General features: G+C 70.3%; 19 protein-coding genes and 1 pseudogene. 12 read left to right on the top strand and 8 right to left on the bottom strand.

Going from position 1 to position 18,981, the window contains the following annotated elements; genetic code table 11:
- Positions 1 to 2 precede the first annotated feature (2 nt).
- A complete protein-coding gene (locus tag ACH4K4_RS05770; RefSeq protein WP_398165059.1) occupies positions 3 to 1,016 on the bottom strand; it encodes an NADPH:quinone reductase in 1,014 nt (337 codons plus the stop codon).
- Between the two features lie 131 nt (positions 1,017 to 1,147).
- On the bottom strand, positions 1,148 to 1,810 hold the full coding sequence (gene def, locus ACH4K4_RS05765; protein WP_398165057.1) for a peptide deformylase: 663 nt from the start codon (positions 1,808 to 1,810) through the stop codon (positions 1,148 to 1,150).
- 107 nt (positions 1,811 to 1,917) lie between these two features.
- On the opposite strand from def, the gene ACH4K4_RS05760 reads away from it, so the two are divergent.
- The 4 genes from ACH4K4_RS05760 to ACH4K4_RS05745 all read left to right on the top strand — a co-directional run bounded on the left by ACH4K4_RS05760 (position 1,918) and on the right by ACH4K4_RS05745 (position 4,944).
- Positions 1,918 to 2,496 carry a winged helix-turn-helix domain-containing protein gene (locus tag ACH4K4_RS05760; RefSeq protein ID WP_398165056.1) on the top strand — a complete coding sequence of 193 codons (579 nt, stop codon included), beginning with the start codon at positions 1,918 to 1,920 and terminating at the stop codon, positions 2,494 to 2,496.
- A gap of 156 nt (positions 2,497 to 2,652) precedes the next feature.
- Entirely contained in the window at positions 2,653 to 3,090 is a 438-nt protein-coding gene (locus tag ACH4K4_RS05755; RefSeq protein WP_398165055.1) for a hypothetical protein, read from the top strand.
- 47 nt (positions 3,091 to 3,137) lie between these two features.
- The gene (locus ACH4K4_RS05750; protein ID WP_398165054.1) at positions 3,138 to 4,241 is read left to right on the top strand and encodes a MerR family transcriptional regulator; all 1,104 of its coding nucleotides are present in this window, start codon (positions 3,138 to 3,140) and stop codon (positions 4,239 to 4,241) included.
- Positions 4,242 to 4,254: 13 nt separating this feature from the next.
- On the top strand, positions 4,255 to 4,944 hold the full coding sequence (locus tag ACH4K4_RS05745; RefSeq protein WP_398165052.1) for a hypothetical protein: 690 nt from the start codon (positions 4,255 to 4,257) through the stop codon (positions 4,942 to 4,944).
- 24 nt (positions 4,945 to 4,968) lie between these two features.
- On the opposite strand, the pseudogene ACH4K4_RS05740 reads toward ACH4K4_RS05745, so the two are convergent.
- A pseudogene (locus ACH4K4_RS05740) lies at positions 4,969 to 5,199 on the bottom strand (MerR family transcriptional regulator); the annotation flags it as partial.
- A 161-nt stretch (positions 5,200 to 5,360) separates the two neighbouring features.
- Between ACH4K4_RS05740 and ACH4K4_RS05735 the strand changes: the two are divergent.
- The 3 genes from ACH4K4_RS05735 to ACH4K4_RS05725 all read left to right on the top strand — a co-directional run bounded on the left by ACH4K4_RS05735 (position 5,361) and on the right by ACH4K4_RS05725 (position 9,409).
- The gene (locus tag ACH4K4_RS05735; RefSeq protein ID WP_398165051.1) at positions 5,361 to 6,842 is read left to right on the top strand and encodes a serine hydrolase domain-containing protein; all 1,482 of its coding nucleotides are present in this window, start codon (positions 5,361 to 5,363) and stop codon (positions 6,840 to 6,842) included.
- A gap of 104 nt (positions 6,843 to 6,946) precedes the next feature.
- Positions 6,947 to 8,101 carry a pyridoxal-phosphate-dependent aminotransferase family protein gene (locus ACH4K4_RS05730; protein WP_398165050.1) on the top strand — a complete coding sequence of 385 codons (1,155 nt, stop codon included), beginning with the start codon at positions 6,947 to 6,949 and terminating at the stop codon, positions 8,099 to 8,101.
- Between the two features lie 516 nt (positions 8,102 to 8,617).
- Entirely contained in the window at positions 8,618 to 9,409 is a 792-nt protein-coding gene (locus ACH4K4_RS05725; protein ID WP_398165048.1) for a TetR/AcrR family transcriptional regulator, read from the top strand.
- Positions 9,410 to 9,509: 100 nt separating this feature from the next.
- Here the strand turns inward: ACH4K4_RS05725 and ACH4K4_RS05720 are convergent, their stop codons facing one another.
- Together ACH4K4_RS05720 and ACH4K4_RS05715 are read right to left on the bottom strand one after the other, a co-directional pair.
- A complete protein-coding gene (locus ACH4K4_RS05720; RefSeq protein ID WP_398165047.1) occupies positions 9,510 to 9,962 on the bottom strand; it encodes a GNAT family N-acetyltransferase in 453 nt (150 codons plus the stop codon).
- Between the two features lie 24 nt (positions 9,963 to 9,986).
- A complete protein-coding gene (locus tag ACH4K4_RS05715; RefSeq protein ID WP_398165046.1) occupies positions 9,987 to 10,553 on the bottom strand; it encodes a MarR family winged helix-turn-helix transcriptional regulator in 567 nt (188 codons plus the stop codon).
- A gap of 133 nt (positions 10,554 to 10,686) precedes the next feature.
- Here ACH4K4_RS05715 and ACH4K4_RS05710 point away from each other — a divergent pair, with 133 nt between their 5' ends.
- Together ACH4K4_RS05710 and ACH4K4_RS05705 are read left to right on the top strand one after the other, a co-directional pair.
- Positions 10,687 to 11,946 (top strand): MFS transporter, encoded by a 1,260-nt coding sequence (locus ACH4K4_RS05710; protein ID WP_398165045.1) that lies wholly within the window; start codon positions 10,687 to 10,689, stop codon positions 11,944 to 11,946.
- Positions 11,947 to 12,132: 186 nt separating this feature from the next.
- A complete protein-coding gene (locus tag ACH4K4_RS05705) occupies positions 12,133 to 12,564 on the top strand; it encodes a heme-binding protein (protein ID WP_398165044.1) in 432 nt (143 codons plus the stop codon).
- On the opposite strand, the gene ACH4K4_RS05700 is transcribed toward ACH4K4_RS05705, so the two are convergent.
- Positions 12,557 to 13,105: a DUF2269 domain-containing protein gene (locus ACH4K4_RS05700; protein ID WP_398165043.1), complete on the bottom strand. Its 549-nt coding sequence runs from the start codon at positions 13,103 to 13,105 to the stop codon at positions 12,557 to 12,559. The two genes, ACH4K4_RS05705 and ACH4K4_RS05700, sit on opposite strands and share 8 nt — an antisense overlap.
- Before the next feature lie 201 nt (positions 13,106 to 13,306).
- Between ACH4K4_RS05700 and ACH4K4_RS05695 the strand changes: the two genes are divergently transcribed.
- From ACH4K4_RS05695 to ACH4K4_RS05685, 3 genes are all read left to right on the top strand, one after another.
- Complete coding sequence (locus ACH4K4_RS05695; protein ID WP_398165042.1) at positions 13,307 to 13,939, top strand: HAD family hydrolase; 633 nt, start codon at positions 13,307 to 13,309, stop codon at positions 13,937 to 13,939.
- Between the two features lie 510 nt (positions 13,940 to 14,449).
- Positions 14,450 to 16,267 (top strand): globin domain-containing protein, encoded by a 1,818-nt coding sequence (locus ACH4K4_RS05690; RefSeq protein ID WP_398165041.1) that lies wholly within the window; start codon positions 14,450 to 14,452, stop codon positions 16,265 to 16,267.
- 177 nt (positions 16,268 to 16,444) lie between these two features.
- The gene (locus tag ACH4K4_RS05685) at positions 16,445 to 17,281 is read left to right on the top strand and encodes a pyridoxamine 5'-phosphate oxidase family protein (protein WP_398165040.1); all 837 of its coding nucleotides are present in this window, start codon (positions 16,445 to 16,447) and stop codon (positions 17,279 to 17,281) included.
- Positions 17,282 to 17,304: 23 nt separating this feature from the next.
- Here ACH4K4_RS05685 and ACH4K4_RS05680 read toward each other — a convergent pair whose 3' ends face one another.
- The gene (locus ACH4K4_RS05680; protein WP_398165038.1) at positions 17,305 to 17,784 is read right to left on the bottom strand and encodes an NUDIX domain-containing protein; all 480 of its coding nucleotides are present in this window, start codon (positions 17,782 to 17,784) and stop codon (positions 17,305 to 17,307) included.
- 133 nt (positions 17,785 to 17,917) lie between these two features.
- Positions 17,918 to 18,814 (bottom strand): LysR family transcriptional regulator, encoded by an 897-nt coding sequence (locus tag ACH4K4_RS05675; protein ID WP_398165037.1) that lies wholly within the window; start codon positions 18,812 to 18,814, stop codon positions 17,918 to 17,920.
- Positions 18,815 to 18,981 lie beyond the last annotated feature (167 nt).

Here is an 18,981-nt window from a genome sequence, read left to right as displayed (position 1 = left end):
CATTACGGGATATCGATCAGGGCCTTGCCGACGAGGCCCTGCTCCAACGCGGCATGGGCGTCAGCCGTGTGCTCCAGCGTGAAGCGGTGCAGCGGCAGTCCGGCCTCCTCGCCCACGCGCAGCGCGCCAGCGTCCACGGCCGCCGCGACGTCGGTGAGCGCTTGCTGCTTCGCGGCAGGCGGCACGGTGTAGACGAAAACGCTCTGCCAGCGCAGGTTCGCCGACAGCGAGGAAAGCACCGGAATGGACAACCGCTCTTCCTCGCCACCCGAGTAGTAGGCCACCACAGCCCCTTGGGCCGTCACCGCGAGGTCGAGAGCGGCGTTGGTGCCCGGTGCGACCTCCACGACGATGTCGACGCCCGCGGGGGCGAAGTCCAGGATCTCCGTGGCAGCGTCCTGCGTGCGGTAGTCGACCACCCGGTGAGCGCCGGCGGCGCGCGCCAGCGTGGCCTTGGCGGCACTGCTGACCGTGGTCACCGCGCGCGCCCCGGCCCAGCAGGCGAGCTGGACGGCCGCGTTGCCGACCGCGCCGGCGCCACCGGCCACCAGAACGGTCACACCGCTGAGGGAGCCGGGCGCGATACGCCCCGGGCCGCCGTCGTGAACGGTCAGCGCACGGTGGGCGGTCAGGGCCGGGATGCCCAGGGCCGCGCCGAGCTCGAACGGAGCATGGTCGGGAAGGGTGACGGCGTGCTGGTCGGGAACGAGCGTGTACTGCTGTGCCGTGCCCCAGGGACGCTCCCACGCGGCTTCCCAGATCCACACCCGCTGTCCGACCCGCGCCGGGTCGACCTGCGGGCCTACAGCGTCGATGACCCCCGCGCCGTCCTGGTGGGGCACCTGCTCGCCCATGCCCGGCGGGAGCGCGCGTCTGCGGCTGCGCCAGTCGGTGGGGTTGACGCCCGAGACGTGCACACGCACCCGTACCTCGCCTGGACCGGGCTCGGGCAACGGACGCTCGACGAGTCGGAGGACTTCGGGGCCGCCGGCAGCCGTCCGGATGACGGACTTCATGTCTCACCCTTCCTTCGTCGCCCCCCGGTACGGTCGGCCGGTGCCCGGGAGGGCGCCGCCTTGTGAGGGGCACCCACTGAACTCCCTTATGGAGCGCGGTATTCCGGAAGTCTTCCGCTGTACGAGAGCGCTCAGTGGCCCACGCTGGCCGCCTTGTTGGCACGTCGTGCGAAGACCTCTTCGCGCCGGTCTTCCATTTGCCGCAAGGCGTCCTTGCGGTCCCGCTTGGAGAGACGATCGAGGTAGGTGTGGCCGACGAGGTGGTCGGCCTCGTGCTGGAGGCACCGGGCGAAGTAGCCCGTGCCCTCGATGACGAGAGGCTTCCCGTCCTTGTCGAACCCCCGGACTACGGCACGGTCGGTGCGCGGGACCGGCATCGTGGCACCGGGTACGGACAGGCAGCCCTCGTGCGCGTCCACGAGCCGGCGGCTGCCGGGCCCTGGCAGGTCCAGCACCGGGTTGACGATGTGGCCGACGTGCCGGATGCCGTCGTCGTCCGGGCAGTCGTACACGAACAACCGCAGGTCGACGCCCACCTGGTTGGCGGCCAGGCCGGCGCCGTCGGCCACGTACATCGTCAGGAACATGTCGTCGATCAAGGCCGAGAGTTCCGGAGTCCCGAACTCCGCCACCTCTCGACAGGGGCGGCTCAGAACCTCCTCGCCCACCACCGTTATGCGGCGTACCGAACCGCGTTCCGCCTCAGGTGACAGCGCCGGGTACGAGTCGACGGGGTGACCCTGCACACGGACGCGCAGGTCGGCGGGGTGGGACCGGTCGTGACGAACGCCCATCTCTGTTTCCCTTTCTGCGCACGCCACGTCTGTCGCGGGGGCACTGCGGCTGACGTCCCGGCAAGATCCGCTTGCCAGGGGCTTTGCAAAGTAGCAGACTTTGCAAAGTGACCGAAGATGACCTTCACCACCGGACCGGCCAGGCGCGGGGCGCCGGCGACGCGTTGCGCGAGCACGAGGTCCGCACGGCGCTCCTGGACCTGCTGGCCGAAGTCGGCACCGTCACGGCGACCGAAGCCGCCGACCGGCTGGGCCACAGCTCCGGACTCTGCTCGTTCCACCTGCGGCAGCTCGCCCGTCACGGCTACATCGAGGAAGCTCCGCACAGCGGGGGCCGGGCGCGTCCCTGGCGCCTGAAGCGGCACGACTCGGCTCCCGACGCGCTTGTGGAAGGCCAGTTCGGGGACTTGGCCCGCGGCTTGGAAGACGAGAGCTGGCAGCGATGGCTCGCACAACGGGAGCACGCACCGTCGGATTGGCGCCACGACGAGGCCTTCAGCGCCATCACCTACCTGACGCCCGAAGAGATGAGCCGCGTTGCGGACACCATCCGGCGCGCCCTCGCCCCCTACCAAGACCGAGAACAACGGCCCCTCGCGCGCCCCGAAGGCGCCCTGCCGGTCGCCCTGATCACGCGCCTGTTCCCTCTCCTGCCGCACGCGACGGGCCCTGCGGAGGGGGACTGAGGGGGCGAGCGGGGCCGAGTACACCTCGGTCGGCTTGGGGTGGCCTTTTGGTGGGCGGTTCAGTGGGCTGTTGGGTGGGCTGCTCGGTGGGCTGTTTGGTGGGTTGTCACGACGAGGGATCCTGCACTGTCAGTGGTCTCTGGGAGGCTCCGCCACATGAATCCCTGGACTCTTACCGACATCACCGAAGCTGTGCGCGCCAGTTGGGCGGCCGACACCTGCTCCCCCGACGATCTCGCTTGGGCCGGCTGGACCGGGGACAACCCGGCCTTGGGGCACTGCGACATCACGTCCCTGGTGGTCAACGACCTGTTCGGTGGCGACCTGGTGGTCGGTGAGGTCCACCTCGGCGCTGAGCAGCGCAATTTCCACTGGTGGAACCGGCTTCCCAGCGGCATCGAGATCGACCTGACCTACGAGCAGTTCCGGTTGGGCGAGGTGGTGTCCGAGGGCCGGATCGTTGCGAGGCCCACGGGGCGGCCTGCGCCGCGGTGGGACGAGTACGAGCTGTTCCGTGACCGGGTATGGCGCAGGCTCGGTGGCACTCCTCCGCAGGGTGGCGCTTCGCAGCAGGTGGCCGGGGCACGGCCGTGAGCGGCGGCTTTGACCTTCAGGTTGCTTGAAGCCCGAGGATTCCGTGCATGGACGAGAACGATGAGCTGTTGGGCATCGGAGCGTTCGCGCGGCGGGTGGGGCTGGCTCCGAGCGCCCTGCGCTTCTACGACGACTGCGGGCTCCTTCGTCCCATCAGGGTGGACCCGGCGAGCGGATACCGGTTCTACGGCGCGGAGCAGGAAGACCGCGCCGTACTGCTCCGCAGGCTGCGGGAGGCGGGGCTGCCGCTGGTGGACGCCAGGGTGGTGCTCGACGGGGACGAGACGGAGGCCCGTGCGGTGCTCCGCGGCCATCTGGAACGGACGCGGCGGGCGGCGGATGCGGCGCACGCGGTCGTGAAGGGCCTGCTGCGCGGGCTGCCGGACGTAGCGCCGGAGCGCGGCCGGGGGCGGGGGTGGGCCGACATCGGGGGCGCGGAACTGGCCAGTGCGGTGCGGCAGGTGGCACCCGCGGTCGCGGAGGCCGAGGAGCGGGCGCGTTTCCCGGCCCTTGGATGCGTCCTGCTCGAACTGGGTGAGGGCGAAGTCCGGTTGGTCGCCACGGACCGGTACCGCTTGGCGATCCGAACACTGCGGGCGGAGTCGGCTGGTGGGGGCGAGTGCCGTGCCCTCGTCGACTCCGGGGAACTGGCGGGCCTGTCGGCCTGGGCCCTGAGGCAGCAGAACGTCCGGGTCGAGGTGACCAGCGCCGGTGGGTGCCTGGTCGGGGCGGGCGGGGAGCGTCGCGAGTTCGCGGGGCGAGAGGGGGAGTTCCCCGACTACCGATTGCTGCTGGACGGACTGGGGGATGTGCGGCATCGGGTGATCACGGATCGATCGGTGCTGCGTGAGGCGTTCGCAGAGCGGGAGAAGGGCGCCGTGATGAGGATGCGGGCCGGTGAGCAGAAGGTCGTGGTCAGTGGGGTCGGCGGTGATCGGGTCGCGGTGGAAGCGGTCTGTACGGGGCCGCCGCTCCGTATCGCTTTCGACCCGGCGGTGCTCGTACCCGCGCTGGATGCCGGCGTGGGGCCCGATGTGTTGCTGGAGATCGCTTCCGGTACCGAGCCGGTCGTGGTGCGCTCCGCTGACCAGGGCAGCTTCACCACCTTGGTCATGCCGGTGCAGGAGCTTGTTTCACGTGAAACGGGCTGAGAAGAGCGGGGCCGTGGACGCGGACAATCACGTCGTCCGGCTTTGCGTACGCGGAATGGAAGCCGAGGCGCGGGGTGAGGGCGAGGAGGCGCGCCGGCTGTTCCAGCTGGCGTGGGACGACGCGGTCGATGACTACGAGGCATGTATTGCCGCCCACTACCTTGCGCGGCATCAGACCACCCCCGAGGACACGCTCCAGTGGAATCAGGAATGCCTGGACCGGGCAGACCGGGTGGGAGACGAGCGCGTTCGAGGGTTCTACGCGTCGCTGTACGCGAACATGGGGCGGGCGCACCGGGAACTGGGCGACGGTGCGGCCGCGTACGCGTACTACGCGCGAGCGGCCGAAAGAGTGCGGGACGTCCCCGAAGGCGACTACGGGGTGTGGAACCGGTTCGCGATCGCGGAGGGGCTGCGGGAGACCGCTCCGTCGGCAACCGGCGACGCACCAGGAAACCGTGGCGCGGTGGAGCTGTTGGCGGGTCTCCTGACCAAGTTGTGCGCTCGTGCCGAACTCAAGGCGCTGGGATTGATCCTGCCCGCGTATCTGGGTGATCTGGGTACTGAGGAGGATCGGGAACGGCTCCGTACGACGCTGCACATGGTGCACGCAGCGCGGTGGCTTTCGGCTCCGGAACAAGCGGTTCTCGGGGAGGCCATCGCCGCGCTGACTGAGCAGGTTGGGGCGCCGGCGGTCGAATGAGGCCGGGGCTGGCTCGTGTCAGGATCCGGCCGGGGACAGTGCGCATCGTGGGGCGGCCCGCCAGGGCCGGGTCTCCTCCAGTTCGAAGCCGAAGCGCTGCCACGTCTTGATCTGCTGAAGCAGCCGGAGGTCCGCTTCGCTGTAGGTGCGGTGGCCGTTGGCCGTGCGGCCGGCATGCAGGAGTTCGCGTGCCGCGTAGTACCGCAGGGTGCGGGCGGTGGTGCCTGCTCGCTCGGCGAGCTCTCCGATCCGCATGTCCGCGCCCCTCTCCGGCCCGGTGCGGTGCTGGTCGTCCGGGCGTTGCCTGGTCTTGACGGCAGCCCTTGACGTTGACGTCATGTCCAGAGCCCGGAGTGGGTGTTGAAATGGGCCCAGTCCTTGTCCGTAAGCGTGGTGTCGAGCTGTCGAGGAGTGCCATGACCGCAGGATCATCCGGTGTGCCGACGGAGTGGGAAGCGACCGGTGAGTTGGGCGGTTCGGAAGCGCACGACGGAGAGCGCGCCGAAGGGCTGTTGCCGGACACGCGGCGGGCGCTGCTGCGGCGGCTGGCGGTCGGACAGGCGGAGGGACGCGCGCCGTCGATGGCGGGAGCGGTGGTACGGGGTGGTCGGCTGGCCTGGACCGGGGCCCGCGCGGCGGCGGACGGGGCCGGTGGCAGCACCTCTCCGGGAGCCGCCAACGGGCCCGGCGTCCAGTACCGGATCGGGTCGATCACCAAGACGTTCGTCGCGGTACTGGTGCTCCGGTTGCGCGACGAGGGCTTGCTCACGCTGGACGACCCGCTCGGGAAGCACTTGGCGGGCAGCGTGGCTCCGGACGTGACGATCGCCCAGCTGCTGTCGCACAGCTCCGGCCTGGCAGCCGAGGCCCGCGGGCCCTGGTGGGAGCGGACGTCTGGTGAGTTGCGGCCGGAGGCCGGTGACCTCTTCGACGAAAACCCACGTCGCCTGCCGGTCGGGCGCCGGTTCCACTACTCCAACCCGGGCTACGCCTTGCTGGGCGCCCTGGTCGAGCGCTTGCGTGATGGCGAGCCCTGGGGAGAGGTGCTGCGTCGCGAGGTGCTGGAGCCGCTGGGGATGCGTCGTACGACGCTCCGGCCGGAGGCACCGCACGCCGACGGCTGGGCGGTACACCCCTGGGCAGACGTGCTGCTGCCGGAGCCCGCCCAGGACACGGGTCTGATGAGCCCGGCCGGGCAGCTGTGGTCCACGGTCGGGGACCTGGGTCGCTGGGCGGCGTTCCTGACACACGGCGATGACCGGGTACTCAGTGCATCGAGCCTCGCCGAGATGCGGACGCCGGCCGTTCCTCCCCAGGGCCCGGAATGGGACGCCGGCTTCGGCCTCGGCCTCCAGCTCATGCGGCGGAACCGGCGGCTACTGGTCGGTCACTCCGGCTCCATGCCCGGGTTCCTGGCAGCCCTGTGGATCGACGTGGAGCAGGACGTGGCGGGCATCGCCCTGACCAACTGCACCTCGGGCCCCGCGATCAGCGCCGTGGCCGCCGACCTGGCCGCCATCGTCGCGGAGCGCGAGCCGCGGATACCGGAGCCGTGGGGCCCGCAGACGGGTCCTGTGGACGGGGAACTGCTGGCGCTGACCGGTCCCTGGTACTGGGGCACGCATCCGTACGTGCTGCGGTTGCGCGCCGACCGGGCCTTGGAGATCTCGCCCATGCAGGGGCCCGGTGGCCGTGCGTCCCGGTTCAGGGCGGAGACCGACGGTACCTGGACGGGACTGGACGGCTACTTCGCCGCCGAGACGCTGCGCGTCGTCCGTGCCGGCGACGGCTCGGTCAGCCACCTGGACGTGGGCACCTTCGTCTTCACGCGCGGCCCGTACGAGCCCGCCGGGCCGGTGCCGGGCGGAGTGGACGCGGAGGGCTGGCGCGGGTGCTGACGGCCGCGCCGGGCCCGTACGGCCGCGTCGTCCGCCCCGGACGTACAGTCGAGCCAGAAAACAGGAGCCGCCGCATCGCGGCCCGCTACCGCTGGAAGGCCACCGTGACTGACGCGAACGCCGTGAACACGACCTCCGACGCCCCGGCCCTGCTCGACCTGCCGCCGCTCACCGCCGGACACTTCGCGCGGATCGAGGACAAGGTCGCGGCGCTGATGCGCACCCGGGCCGATGTGGTGGCCACCCAGGGCGAGGCTCTGCTTCCGCTGGAGGCGTGCATCCGCTCAGCCGTGGGCCCCGGCAGCACCGCGCTCAACATCGTGACCGGGCCGTACGGCGAGACCTTCGGCGGCTGGCTGCGGTCCTGCGGCGCCGAGGTCGTGACGATCAGCGCACCGTTCACGGGGGCCGTACGCCCCGAGCAGGTGGCGGAGGCCCTGCGGGAGAACCCGGCCATCGATTTCGTCAGCCTGGTGCACGCCGAGGCCGCGACCGGAAACACCAACCCCGTCGCGGAGATCGGCGCGGTCGTACGTGAGCACGGGGCGCTGCTGATGCTGGACGCGGTCGCCTCGGTCGGAGCCGAACCGCTGCTCACCGACGAGTGGGGCGTCGATCTGTGCGTGATCGGCGGGCAGAAGGCGCTGGCGGGCCCGGCAGGGGTGTCGGCCGTATCGGTGAGTGCGCGCGCTTGGGAACGCATCGCCGCCAACGAGCAGGCTCCGCGCCGCTCCTACCTCTCGCTTCTGGACTGGAAGGAACGCTGGATCGACGGCGGCCGTACCGTCCTCCCGCATGCCCCGGCGCAGCTGGAGATGCTCGCTCTGGAGCAGGCCGTGGACCGTATCGACGCGGAGGGTCTCGACGCGGTCGTCACCCGGCACCGTGCGGCCGCCGCAGCGGTGCGGGCAGGCGTGCGGACACTGGGGGCACTGTCCCCGTACGTGCTCCGGGACGAGGACGCCGCCCCCGTGGCTACGACGCTGCGTGCGCCCTCGGACCTGGACGCCCGCGAGATCGTGGCCGCCGCGCTGGACGCGGCGGACGGCCCCGTCGGGGTGCCGGTCCAGGCCGCGGCAGGCGCGCTCGCCAAGGAAATGATCCGGGTCAACCACTATGGGCAGGCCGCGGAGCGAGGCGTGGTGCTGGCCTCGATCGCGGCGCTGGCAGCCGGCCTGCGGGTCCTCGGCGTGACGGTGGACGGCGACGGCGCGGCCGCGGCGGCGGGCGCGGCGTGGGATGAGACGATCAACGGCTGAGCCGTACGTCGGCCAGACCGCAAGGTTGGGGGCGCTGTTTCACGTGAAACAGCGCCCCCAACTTTTGTGCCATGCACGGGATTAGGTGGCTTGGCTTGCTGGTAGGCCACTGAAGCAGTGTCCTGTTGCTGTACCTCGCCCTGCCAGTCGAACAGATGTATCAGTAGGTCGCCACTGCCACGCGCTGAGCGAGGCATCGAAGCTCTGGATCCAGAGCCGCAACTGACTTCGACAGGCCTCAATTGACCTCCACCATTCAGCCGTACACCGGTGGCAAACCGGGCGTACCGGACACAGGCTGGACACTGGAGTCTCTGCCTGCTCCCTTCCGCACCTGCTGGCCCATCTCTACGAAGCGGTGGGCCGCCGTGCCCCTGCGCTGTCCGGGCGAACTGGGCACCGCGCTCACGCAGCCCTTAACGATCATGGATTGAGACCTCCGTATAATCGGAACGAGCGACCCGCTTGAAAGTACGGACGGCTCGGTCCGGAAGTCGACGGTTTCCAGGAGGCTCGATGATGACGGGTGGCGGCTCGGCTCCCTCGCGGTCGGATGCGCGGCGCAACAGGGCGCTTGTGTTGCAAGCGGCGCGAACGGCCTTTGAACAGCAGGGGTTGGGGGTGCCGCTCGGAGAGATCGCAAGGCGTGCGGGAGTCGGCGCCGGGACCGTCTACCGCCATTTCCCTTCGAAAGAAGCCCTGTTCAGGGCCACCGTCGCGGACCGCGTGCAGCTGTTCACCGACACGGCAAGGGACTTGGCGGATGCCGCGGACCCCGCCGGGGTCTTCTTTCGCTTTCTCGGGTCGGTGGTGCGGCTGGCAGCGCGCAACAAGGCGCTGTGCGACGCGCTGGAGGCGGCCGGCGAGGGTGCGTACGAACCGTCTCCGGCGGCCGAGCGAGAGTTCGGCGAGGCCCTGGGCGTCCTGCTCGCGCGTGCCCAAGAGGCCGGTGGCGTAAGGCGAGACGCCGGTCTCGACGACGTGCAGGCGCTGCTGGTCGGGTGCATTTCGATGGAGCAGCGTCGGTCGTCGTCAGGGGCTGCGCCGGGGCGGATGACGGCGTTGATGTGCGACGGCCTGCGGGCGCGCAGGGGTGTTACGAAACTGCCGCGCCAGGGTGTCAGCCGTAACGAAACGCGGTGTGAGGTGTGTGCCGGGCCGGTGCCCTCGGCGCGTACGGGGCGGCCTGCCAGGTACTGCGGCGGGGCGTGCAGGCAGAAGGCGCACCGGGCCAGGTCCCGTACGCGTGACGAGAACGGGGGAAGCGCCCGGGATCAGGGGCCGGTCCCGCAGAGTGAGGGCGCGTGAGGTGACCGGTCACGCGCACGGAAAAACGGCAGGCCGGAGGAGCCGAGAGGTCGAGTCGCCGTCCGGGCCTGCCGAAGGGGTGCGGTACCGGTCCGGTGGGTCAGAGCTGGAGCTTGAAGCCCAGGTGGGAGGCTTCGAAGCCGAGGCGCTCGTAGAACCGGTGCGCGTCGATGCGCGTCGTGTCGCTGGTGAGCTGCACCAGAGCGCAGCCGAGCGTCCGCGACCTGTCGATCGCCCATTCGATCAACTGGGTGCCCAGGCCGCTGCCCCGCTCGTCGGAGTGGACGCGCACTGCCTCGATGATCGCGCGGCTGCTGCCCCGCCGTGAGAGCCCAGGAACGACCGTGAGCTGGAGCGTTGCCACCGGCCGGCCCGCGCGGGCGGCGACGACCAGGTGCTGGTTCGGGTCGGCGTCCAGCAGTTTGTACGCCGCGAGGTACGGGGTCAGGTCGTCCGGGGACTCGCGGGTGGCGCCCAGTGCGTCGTCGGCCAGCATCGCGACGATGGCGGGAATATCGTCTTCGGCCGCCGGGCGGATCTCGAATTCGCTCATGTTCGGGACCCTACGCAGCCGCAGTCAGGCGGACGGCGCGAGGGTTTCCACAGCGGTCACCAGGGGCGCCAATTCGGGGCGCTTTGCGGCGTCTTGGAGTGCTTCGCGCAGCGCCGCGTCGTGCGTGGGCCGTGCTTCTTCGAGCAGTTGGCGGCCCTCGTCGGTGACGTTGGTGTAGATGCCGCGCCGGTCGTCGGGGCACAGGTAGCGGGAGAGCAGCCGACGCTCTTCGAGCCGGGTGACCAGCCGGGTGGTGGCGCTCTGACTGAGTACGACCGAGTCCGCGACCTGGTGCATGCGCAGGTGGCCGCCGGGTCCGTCGTGCTGCTCGCTGAGCACGTTCAGGACGGAGAACTCCCGGACGCTCAGGTCGTGCCGGGCTTGCAGCGCGCGCTCGATGTGCGACTCGATGCGGCCGTGCAGGGCGGACAGGGCGCACCAGCCCTGGGCGAGAGCGGGGGCGGTGCCGGATCCCGTGGGGCAGCCCTGGCCCGGCTCGGCCGGGGCCGTGGGCCCGTCCGCCTGCCGCCCTTGGCGCCGCTGCGGTGCCTGCTGCGGCCGCTGCTCCTGCTGCCGGGTCTGCTGCGTCATCGGGGACCTCCTTACAGGTCGTACGAGCCAGGATAGGACACTTTCGAAATAGCCCGCGCTTGCAAGTAACCCGCGTCTGCAATTATTGTCGACGCTTGTTAAAGCTGGATGCAATCGTTTGAAGGGATCCGTCATGCCTCTCGCCCTCCTGGCGCTGACCATCGGCGCCTTCGGGATCGGGATGACCGAGTTCGCGGTCATGGGGCTGCTGCCCGACGTGGCCGCGGGCTTCGGCGTCTCCATCCCCCTGGCCGGATACGCGACCACCGTGTACGCGCTCGGCGTCGTCGTCGGCGCGCCGCTGATGACCGTCCTCGGCACCCGCATGACCCGTAAGCAGATGCTGATGCTGCTGATGGGGTTGTTCGTCGTGGGGAACCTGATTACGGCCGTGGCGCCGGTCTACGCGGTGATGCTGGCCGGGCGGATCGTTTCGTCCTTTGCACACGGCGCGTTCTTCGGCATCGGGGCGCTGGTCGCAGCGGACCTCGTCGCGCCGCACAAGCGGGCCGGCGCCATCTCGATGATGTTCGCCGGGCTGACCGTCGCCAACGTCGTGGGCGTACCCGTCGGCACCCTGCTCGCCCAGCAGATCAACTGGCGCGCGACCTTCGCCGCCATCGCCGTCCTGGGAGTGCTCGGCTTCCTCGGCGTCGCCAAGCTGGTACCGGCGCAGCCGATCAAGGCCGCCTCCCCGATCGGCCGGGAGATCGCCGTCTTCCGCAACCCCCAGGTCGGACTCGCGCTGCTGATGACGGTCCTCGGCTTCGGCGGCGTCTTCGCGGCCGTCACCTACCTCGCCTCGACCATGACCGAGGTCACCGGCTTCGCGGCGTCGTCCGTCATCTGGATCACCGCCGTCTTCGGCCTGGGCATGGTGGCCGGCAACCTCGTCTCGGGCCGGTTCACCGACCGGCACATGATGCCGATGCTGTACGTGTCCCTGATCGGGCTGGCACTCTCGCTGGCCGCGTTCGGCCTGTTCGCGCACAACAAGGCGGCCGCGATCGTGACCATCGCCCTCGTCGGCGCCTTCGGCTTCGCGACCGTACCGCCGCTACAGAAGCGGATCATGGACCATGCCGCGGCCGCCCCCACGCTGGCCTCGGTCGGCAATATCGCGGCCTTCAACTTCGGCAACGCGCTCGCCGCATGGCTCGGCGGGATCGTCATCTCGGCCGGGCTCGGTCTGGCCGCGCCGAACTGGGTCGGCGTGACGATGACCGTCCTCGCACTGGGGGTCGCGGTGGTCGCCGGGACGCTGGAACGGCGCGCGATGCGGCGCGGGAACAGCGAGGCCGGTCCCGGGCAGCAGCGGGGCCGGGTCGTCGCCGGGTCAGGGGACGTGGTCGGCAGCGCCGAGGAAGGCATCGCGGCAGCCGCGCGCAGCTGAGCGGACCGGGCCGCGGGCCCCTCGATACGGACCCGTAAGCCGTCGGGTCACCCACCCAGCTATCAGAGCGTCCACCCGGTCACCAGAGCGTCCACCCAGCCATCGGAACGCCCACCCGAACAACCCCCGCACCAAACGCGCTATCCGTACCAAAACGGCATCCGTACACCCAGGAGCACCACCCCCATGAGCACCACCCCCACCCCAGTCCGCCCCCTCACCACGCACGACGCGGACGCCCTCATCGAAGCCGCTCGCAGCGCCGCCGCCGGGCTCGGTGTGCAGGGCAGCGTCACCGTTCTGGACGCAGGCGGCCACCTGCTCGGCTTCCGGCGCGACGACACCGCCGTGCTGATCTCCGGCGAGACCAGCACCCGCAAGGCCTACACCGCCCTGCAGCTGGACGCGCCGACCGCGGACCTCGTCGACGCGGTACGTCCCGACGGCCTCTTCCACACGCTGCCCACCGCGCTCGACCGCCCGCTTCTGTTCATCGCGGGCGGTGTGCCGGTCCACCGGGACGGGCGGCTGATCGGTGCGATCGGTGTCGGCGGTGGCGCTCCGGAGCAGGACGACCGCATCGCCCGCACCGCCATCGAGGCGGCGGGGCTCAACTGACCACTTCCCTCGTACGATTACGGGCCCGATCGCGATCCCCGGCCGACTGTGCAGCGCGCAGTCGGCCGCCGCGTTTGGTGGGCCCCCAGGGCTTGAGTACGGAGATCGCGGTGACGAAGAGGTAGGTGGCCGTCGCCACGGCAGGGGCGGACACCATGCTCAGCCCGGTGTCCGGGATGCCGGCGACGGCATCGGCCGCGAGCCGGTCGATGCCCGGGCGCAGGGAGAAGGCGGTCAGCATGGCCGTCGCCAAGGTGATCCAGAACTTCACGACGACCCAGCGGTGCCGCGCCAGGCCCCAGGGCGTACCGAGCGCGAGCACAAGCCCGCTGACCAGGGTGAGCAGCGCCACCGGGACGACGAGCCAGTCGCTGAAGATCTTCATGGCGCGGTACGCGGCCACGGTCGTGTCCGGCGACTTCGAGGCGTATCCGGTGACACTGAGGGTGAGCAGGCCGAGTGTGAGCCCGAGCCAGCCGACGGATACCGCGACATGGACGACGAGGAGGGCGCGGCGCTCGGGCCGGCTGAGCTGTTTCATGTGAACCACGGTCGCGTTCGGCGGCTTCCGCGACATCTGTCCGAGGGAGTATCCGGCGGTACGCATACCCGAGTACGGGCGGCCTCCGGGCGCGGCGGTGGTAGTAAGCGGTACATGCGCGTCGGGTGGTCACCGGCGTGAACCAGGTGAGCAGAGCGACGTACGGGGCGTCGGCGACACCCACGTCCTAGGCTCGCCGGTATGGCGAAGCTGCATCTATTCGATATGGACGGAACGCTGCTCTACGGTTCCGCTGCCGCTGTCGAGATATCCCGGCAGCTCGGGCTGGAGCGAGAGACCGCCGAACTGGAGAGGTCCTTCGCGGCCGGCGAGCTGACGCCGCCGCGCTTCGCGCAGCTGGCCTGCGAACTGTGGTCCGAGCTGACCGAGGAACTGGTGACGGCGGCCTTCGACGGCGCGCCGTGGCTGGCCGGCATCCGTGAGGTGTGGGCCGACATACGGGCGCGGGGGGAGCGCTGCGCGGTGATCTCCTTGTCGCCCGCTTTCTTCGTGGAGCGGTTGACGGGTTGGGGAGCGGACGCCGCGCACGGCTCACGCTGGCCTGCCTTGCCATTTCGGGAACCGGTGGAACCGACCGGGATACTTTCCGCATCTGCAAAGGTGAGGATTGCGGATGAACTGTGCGCCGGGTTCGGACTGGGCCGGTCCGACTGCGTGGCGTATGGCGATTCCATGTCCGACGCGGCGCTGTTCGCCGCCGTTCCCGCGTCCGTGGCGGTGAATGCGGACCACCATGTCAGCGACCTGGCCTCATATACGTACGAGGGCCGTGACCTGCGCGAGGCGTACGAACTGGTGCGGACCGGCCGGTAATTCCGGGCTGCACGCGTGCGATTCGTCGCCATGCCCGGTGAATTGCGTTCTGCGGAACAGGTCGCGTCAAGAGGACGACAAGAAGCGCGAAAAGTGGAGGGCGACGGAAGATTTCGGAGTTCGGGGGTTGTGCTTTCAACTACTGCCGGTATGGTCTAGTCCGGTTCGGCAGGAGAGCGCGTCCGTGGCCTGGTGCCATGGTCCCTGACGGCGCACGGAGACCGTCAGCCTAGCGGCAACGCGGGCGGTGGCGTACGGACTTCCGGCTGTTCGCCCGGTACGGCCGGGCCGGATGGCACGCTGCGGCGACGGGCCCCGCAGGAGGAGAGGGCTGCGGGGAGAAGGGGGCGCGCTGCATGTCGCGAGGGCGAGAGGCGTGTCTGCTTTGGAGGGTGTTGCCGGAATAGCGGTGATCGATTAAGAATTCCGAAGCGGCGCGGGGAATTCCGGGCACATTCCGGACTGCGGAAGTACGAAGACGATCGAAAGACGTTCGAGGCGAGGCAGACCATGGACGCTCCGACCACCACGACGGCCGGTAACGGCTCTTCTGGCGGCGACAGTGGCGATTGGGGATGGTTCACTCCGTCGAAGAAGTCCGCCGAAGACTCCCAGAAGCGGCCGGACGGCCAGAGAGAGCGGGACGGTCACGACGACTCGCCCAGCGCTGACGACTCGCGCAGTGCTCACGACTCACACAGCGTTCACCATTCGCACGGTGTTCACGATTCGCACCGTGACAACGACGCGCGGCTGTCCGGGGGCGAGCGGGAGCGCATGCCCAGCCGACCGGTCAGCTCCATAACGCCCGTGGGCACCGCGTCGGAGCGCGGGCAGACGCCGGAGCGCGAGCAGACGCCAGGGGGCGAGCCGGAGGCTGGGGGCGCCGGGGCCGGAGTCGGGGCGGAGTTCGCTTCCCCTTCCCCCCTTCCCCCTGCCCACCCGCCCACCACCACCTCCACCGCCACCAGCGCATCACGCGCCGACCCGCCCGTCGGCAGCACCTCGGCCACCGGCGCACACGCCGCCACCAGCGCGCCTGACGCGGCCGCGTACGCCAGTGGCCCGTCCGGCGAGCCCACCACGTCCGCCACCAGCGCGCCTGCCGCGGGTGCGTACGTCACCAGCCCGTCCGCCCCCGCCACGCACGCCCCCGGCGCGGCGGACCCCGCTCCTCGCCCCGAGGGCGCATCCCCCGACGCGGTGCTTATTCGGCGGACGTTGGATGAGATCGAGCCGGTGGCGGACAAGGCGACTTCGTACTTCTACGCACTGCTCTTCGTGCGGCATCCGGACCTGCGTGCGCTCTTTCCCGCTGCGATGGAGGCCCAACGCGACCGGTTGTTCAGGGCGTTGCTCACCTCCGTCAAAGCCGTCGACGACACGGACACGCTCACCGCTTACCTGTCGCACCTCGGGCGTGGGCACCGTAAGTACGGCACGCTGCCCGAGCACTACCCGGCCGTCGGCGAATGCCTGCTCAACGCGCTCGCTCGCTACGCGCCCGGCACTTGGCACCCGGAGGCCGAAGCCGCCTGGGTGCGGGCGTACACCACGATCTCGCAGATCATGATCGACGCCGCCGCCGAGAACGAGGCGGTGGCCCCCGCCTGGTGGCATGCCGAGGTTGTCTCGCACGAACTGCGTACGTCCGACATCGCGGTCGTGACCGTCCGTCCCGACCAGCCCTACCCCTTCCTGGCCGGTCAGTACGCCAGCTTGGAAACCCCCTGGTGGCCGCGCGTATGGCGGCACTACTCCTTCGCCGCGGCGCCCCGCTCCGACGGCTTGCTCTCCTTCCATGTGAAGGCCGTGCCGGCCGGCTGGGTGTCCAATGCCATGGTGCATCGCGCCCGCCCCGGCGATGTCCTCCGGCTCGGTCCCCCATCCGGTTCCATGACCGTAGACCACACCACTGACAACGGGCTGTTGTGCCTGGGCGGAGGCACCGGCATCGCACCGATCAAGGCCCTGGTCGAGGACGTGGCCGAGCGCGGCCGCCGGCGCCCGATGGAGGTTTTCTACGGCGCGCGCAGCGGCTACGACCTCTACGACATCGACACCATGCTGCGGATGGCGCAGAGTCATCCGTGGTTGTCGGTGCGCCCGGTCGTCGCCACCGGACCGGCCGGCGGTCCGATGAACAGCCTCAGCGGTCAACTCCCGGACGCGGTGCGTCAGTACGGGCCTTGGAGGGAATATGACGCCTACTTGTCCGGGCCGCCCGGAATGATCCGAAACGGCGTGGACGCATTGGTGGGGGTCGGTATTCCCTCCGACCGCATACGGCACGACTCCGTTGAAGAGCTGGTCGCGGCGGGAGATTGAACAGTGACGACATACGGTGATTACGGCTTGGCGGGACCAGGTGCGTACCGTCCCGCGGCGCCGGGGATAGATACGGCTACACGTATGGACACACGCACGGACGCATGTACGGATGCGCTTACAGGTTCGCCTACAGGGGCGCGGGGGGAGCGGCCGGGGAGCGATGGGGAACACCTGGTGCAGCAGCGACTCGGCACGACCGACCGCGCCGACCGTTTCTACGATGACCAGGTGCTGGACCATCTCAACGACCGCATGCGGGAGTTCGTCGGGCGGCAGGAGATGTTCTTCCTGGCCACGGCCGACCGGCACGGTGAGTGCGACTCCACCTTCAGGGCCGGGCCGCCGGGCTTCCTCCAGGTCCTGGACGAGCGCACGCTCGCGTACCCGGAGTACCGCGGCAACGGCGTCATGGCGTCCGTCGGCAATCTCTCCGAGAACCCGCACCTCGGCATTCTGATGATCGACTTCACCGGCGACCGCATCGGCCTGCACGTCAACGGGCGTGCGCGGGTGGTCATGGACGACGAGATGCTGGAGCGGCACCCACACCTGCCCGTCGATCCCATCCCCGGGCGGCGCGCTCAGCTGTGGGTGGAAGTGACCGTAGAGGAAACGTATATTCACTGCGCCAAGCACATCCCGCACCTACAGAAGGTGCCACGTCAGGCGGCTGGTTCACGCGCCTGGGGGACGGATGACGCCAAGCGCAAGGGCGGGGATTTCTTCGGCGCGGCGGCGGAGGCCGACTCCCGCCGGAAGGCTGCCGGTGACCGGTCCGCCATGACCGAGGCCGAGCCGGCCGCCACCCCTGCCACCCCCGCCACCGCTGCATACCCCAGCACCTCCGCCACCGCCGCACCCCCTATCCCCTCCGCCACCGCAACACCCGGCATCCCCGAAGTGCGAGAGGTCAGGAAAGAAGTGGAGCGGGAGGTCGAGCGGGTGCTCGCGCGCGCTGAGCGGAGCGCGCCCGTCTCCGAGGGTGGCGGTTTCCGGGGCTGGTTCGGGTAAGGGGCCTGTGGACGGCAGGTGTGTCAGCCCAGGTCAGGTGCGTGCATGGCCCGTACGCCCTCGATATTGCCGTCCAGGTAGTGGCGCAGGGACAGGGGCACCACCTCGGCCGAGGCGATGCCGACCCGCGTGAACGGCACCCGCACGATCTCGTACCGGCCGCAAGGCTCTTCCACCTCGGGGCCGTGCCGCAGGGAGGGGTCCATCGACTCCAGGCGGCAGACGAAGAAGTGCTGCACCTTCACCCCGTCCACGCCGCCGTCGCTGATGTGCTCGACGGTGTCGACGAAGACCGGGACGATGTCGGTGATCTTGGCGCCCAGCTCCTCGTGCAGTTCCCGGTGGAGGGCGTCCACGACCGTGGCGTCCTCTGGTTCCACGCCGCCGCCCGGAGTGATCCAGTAGGGGGCCCGGCCGGGCTTGGTGCGCTTGATCAGAACGATGTCCGCACCGTCGAGCAGGATCGCGCGGGCGGTGCGTTTGACGACTGGCCGTACGGTCATACGGGACAGATGCCGCAGCAGAGGCTCGGTGAAACCACCGCCCCACCAGACCGCCGAGGCGTATCCCGAGGTGCACCCCGAGGCGCGCCCCGGAGCACGGCACCGTGAGCCCGGAAGGCCGCCGCCGGCGCCCTCACCAGTCAGCGGCGGATCGCAGCAGCCACTCGTGCGTGCGGGCGATGTGCGGCAGCGCCAGCGTCCCGGACCGTATGACCAGGAAGTATGTGCGCAGTGGCGGCACCGGCGGGTCGAGCAGGGCGACAGCCTCGCCGCTGGCGAGCGCCTCGGCGCACAGATAGCGGGGCAGCACCGCCAGGCCGGCGCCCGCCGTCACGCACGCGAGCACCGCCCGTAGGTCGGACGCGACCACGGCGGCGGAGGCCGTGGGAGGGGCGTCGAAGACCGCGGTCCAGTAGCGGGTGACCAGCGGCAGGCTTTCGTGGACCTCGACGAGCGGTACGGGGGCGAGCGCCCGCGCCCCTCTGGCCTGGAGGGTGGAGGGGCCGCCGAGCCGGTCCGCCCAGCGCGGTGCCGCGATCAGCACGTGCTCCTCGTCGCACAGTGGTGTCGCGGTGAGGAGGCAGCCGCGCGGCCGGGTGGTGGTGATCGCGAGGTCGTGGTGGCCGTCGGCGAGGCCGGAGAGCAGTTCGTCCGTCGGGCCGAAGGCGGTACGTACGCACAGGCCTTGGTCCATGAGGGGAGCGAGGGCCGGTAACGCGCGCTGGGAGGTGAACTCCGGCGGTCCGGCGAGGTGCAGGGTGCGGGTGGCGGACTCCCGGTCGAGCCCGGTTTCGGTGATCTCGGTGAGCGCGTCGAGGTGGGGCGCGACCTTGTGGGCGAGTTCGTCGCCGATGCTGGTGGGGGTGACGCCGCGGGCCTTGCGGAGGAAGAGCGGGCGGCCCAACTGCCGCTCCAGATTCCGTATCTGGCTGGTCACGGCGGGCTGGGAGAGGCCCAGCAGGGCGGCGGCGCGGGTGAAGGAACCCGCTCGGTGCACCGTGACGAACGTGCGTAATAAGGCGAGGTCCATCCGTACCTCCCTCCGTTTCCGCGAAGTCGGCGAAGGCCCAACTATAAATTTGTCGATAGGGCTGTGCCGTCAGCGTGATTGGACACTGACGCTGAGTCAACTAGCCTTGTCTGCGCGGTTCGTTGTGCTGCGAACCGGGGCTGGCAGGGTGCCGAGGGGGGATACCC

The organism is Streptomyces sp. NPDC017529 (assembly GCF_044329785.1).
Taxonomy (GTDB): Bacteria; Actinomycetota; Actinomycetes; order Streptomycetales; family Streptomycetaceae; genus Streptomyces.
The sequence above is the reverse complement of the archived record's forward strand: the minus strand, read 5'-3'. Positions and strand labels throughout refer to the sequence as shown.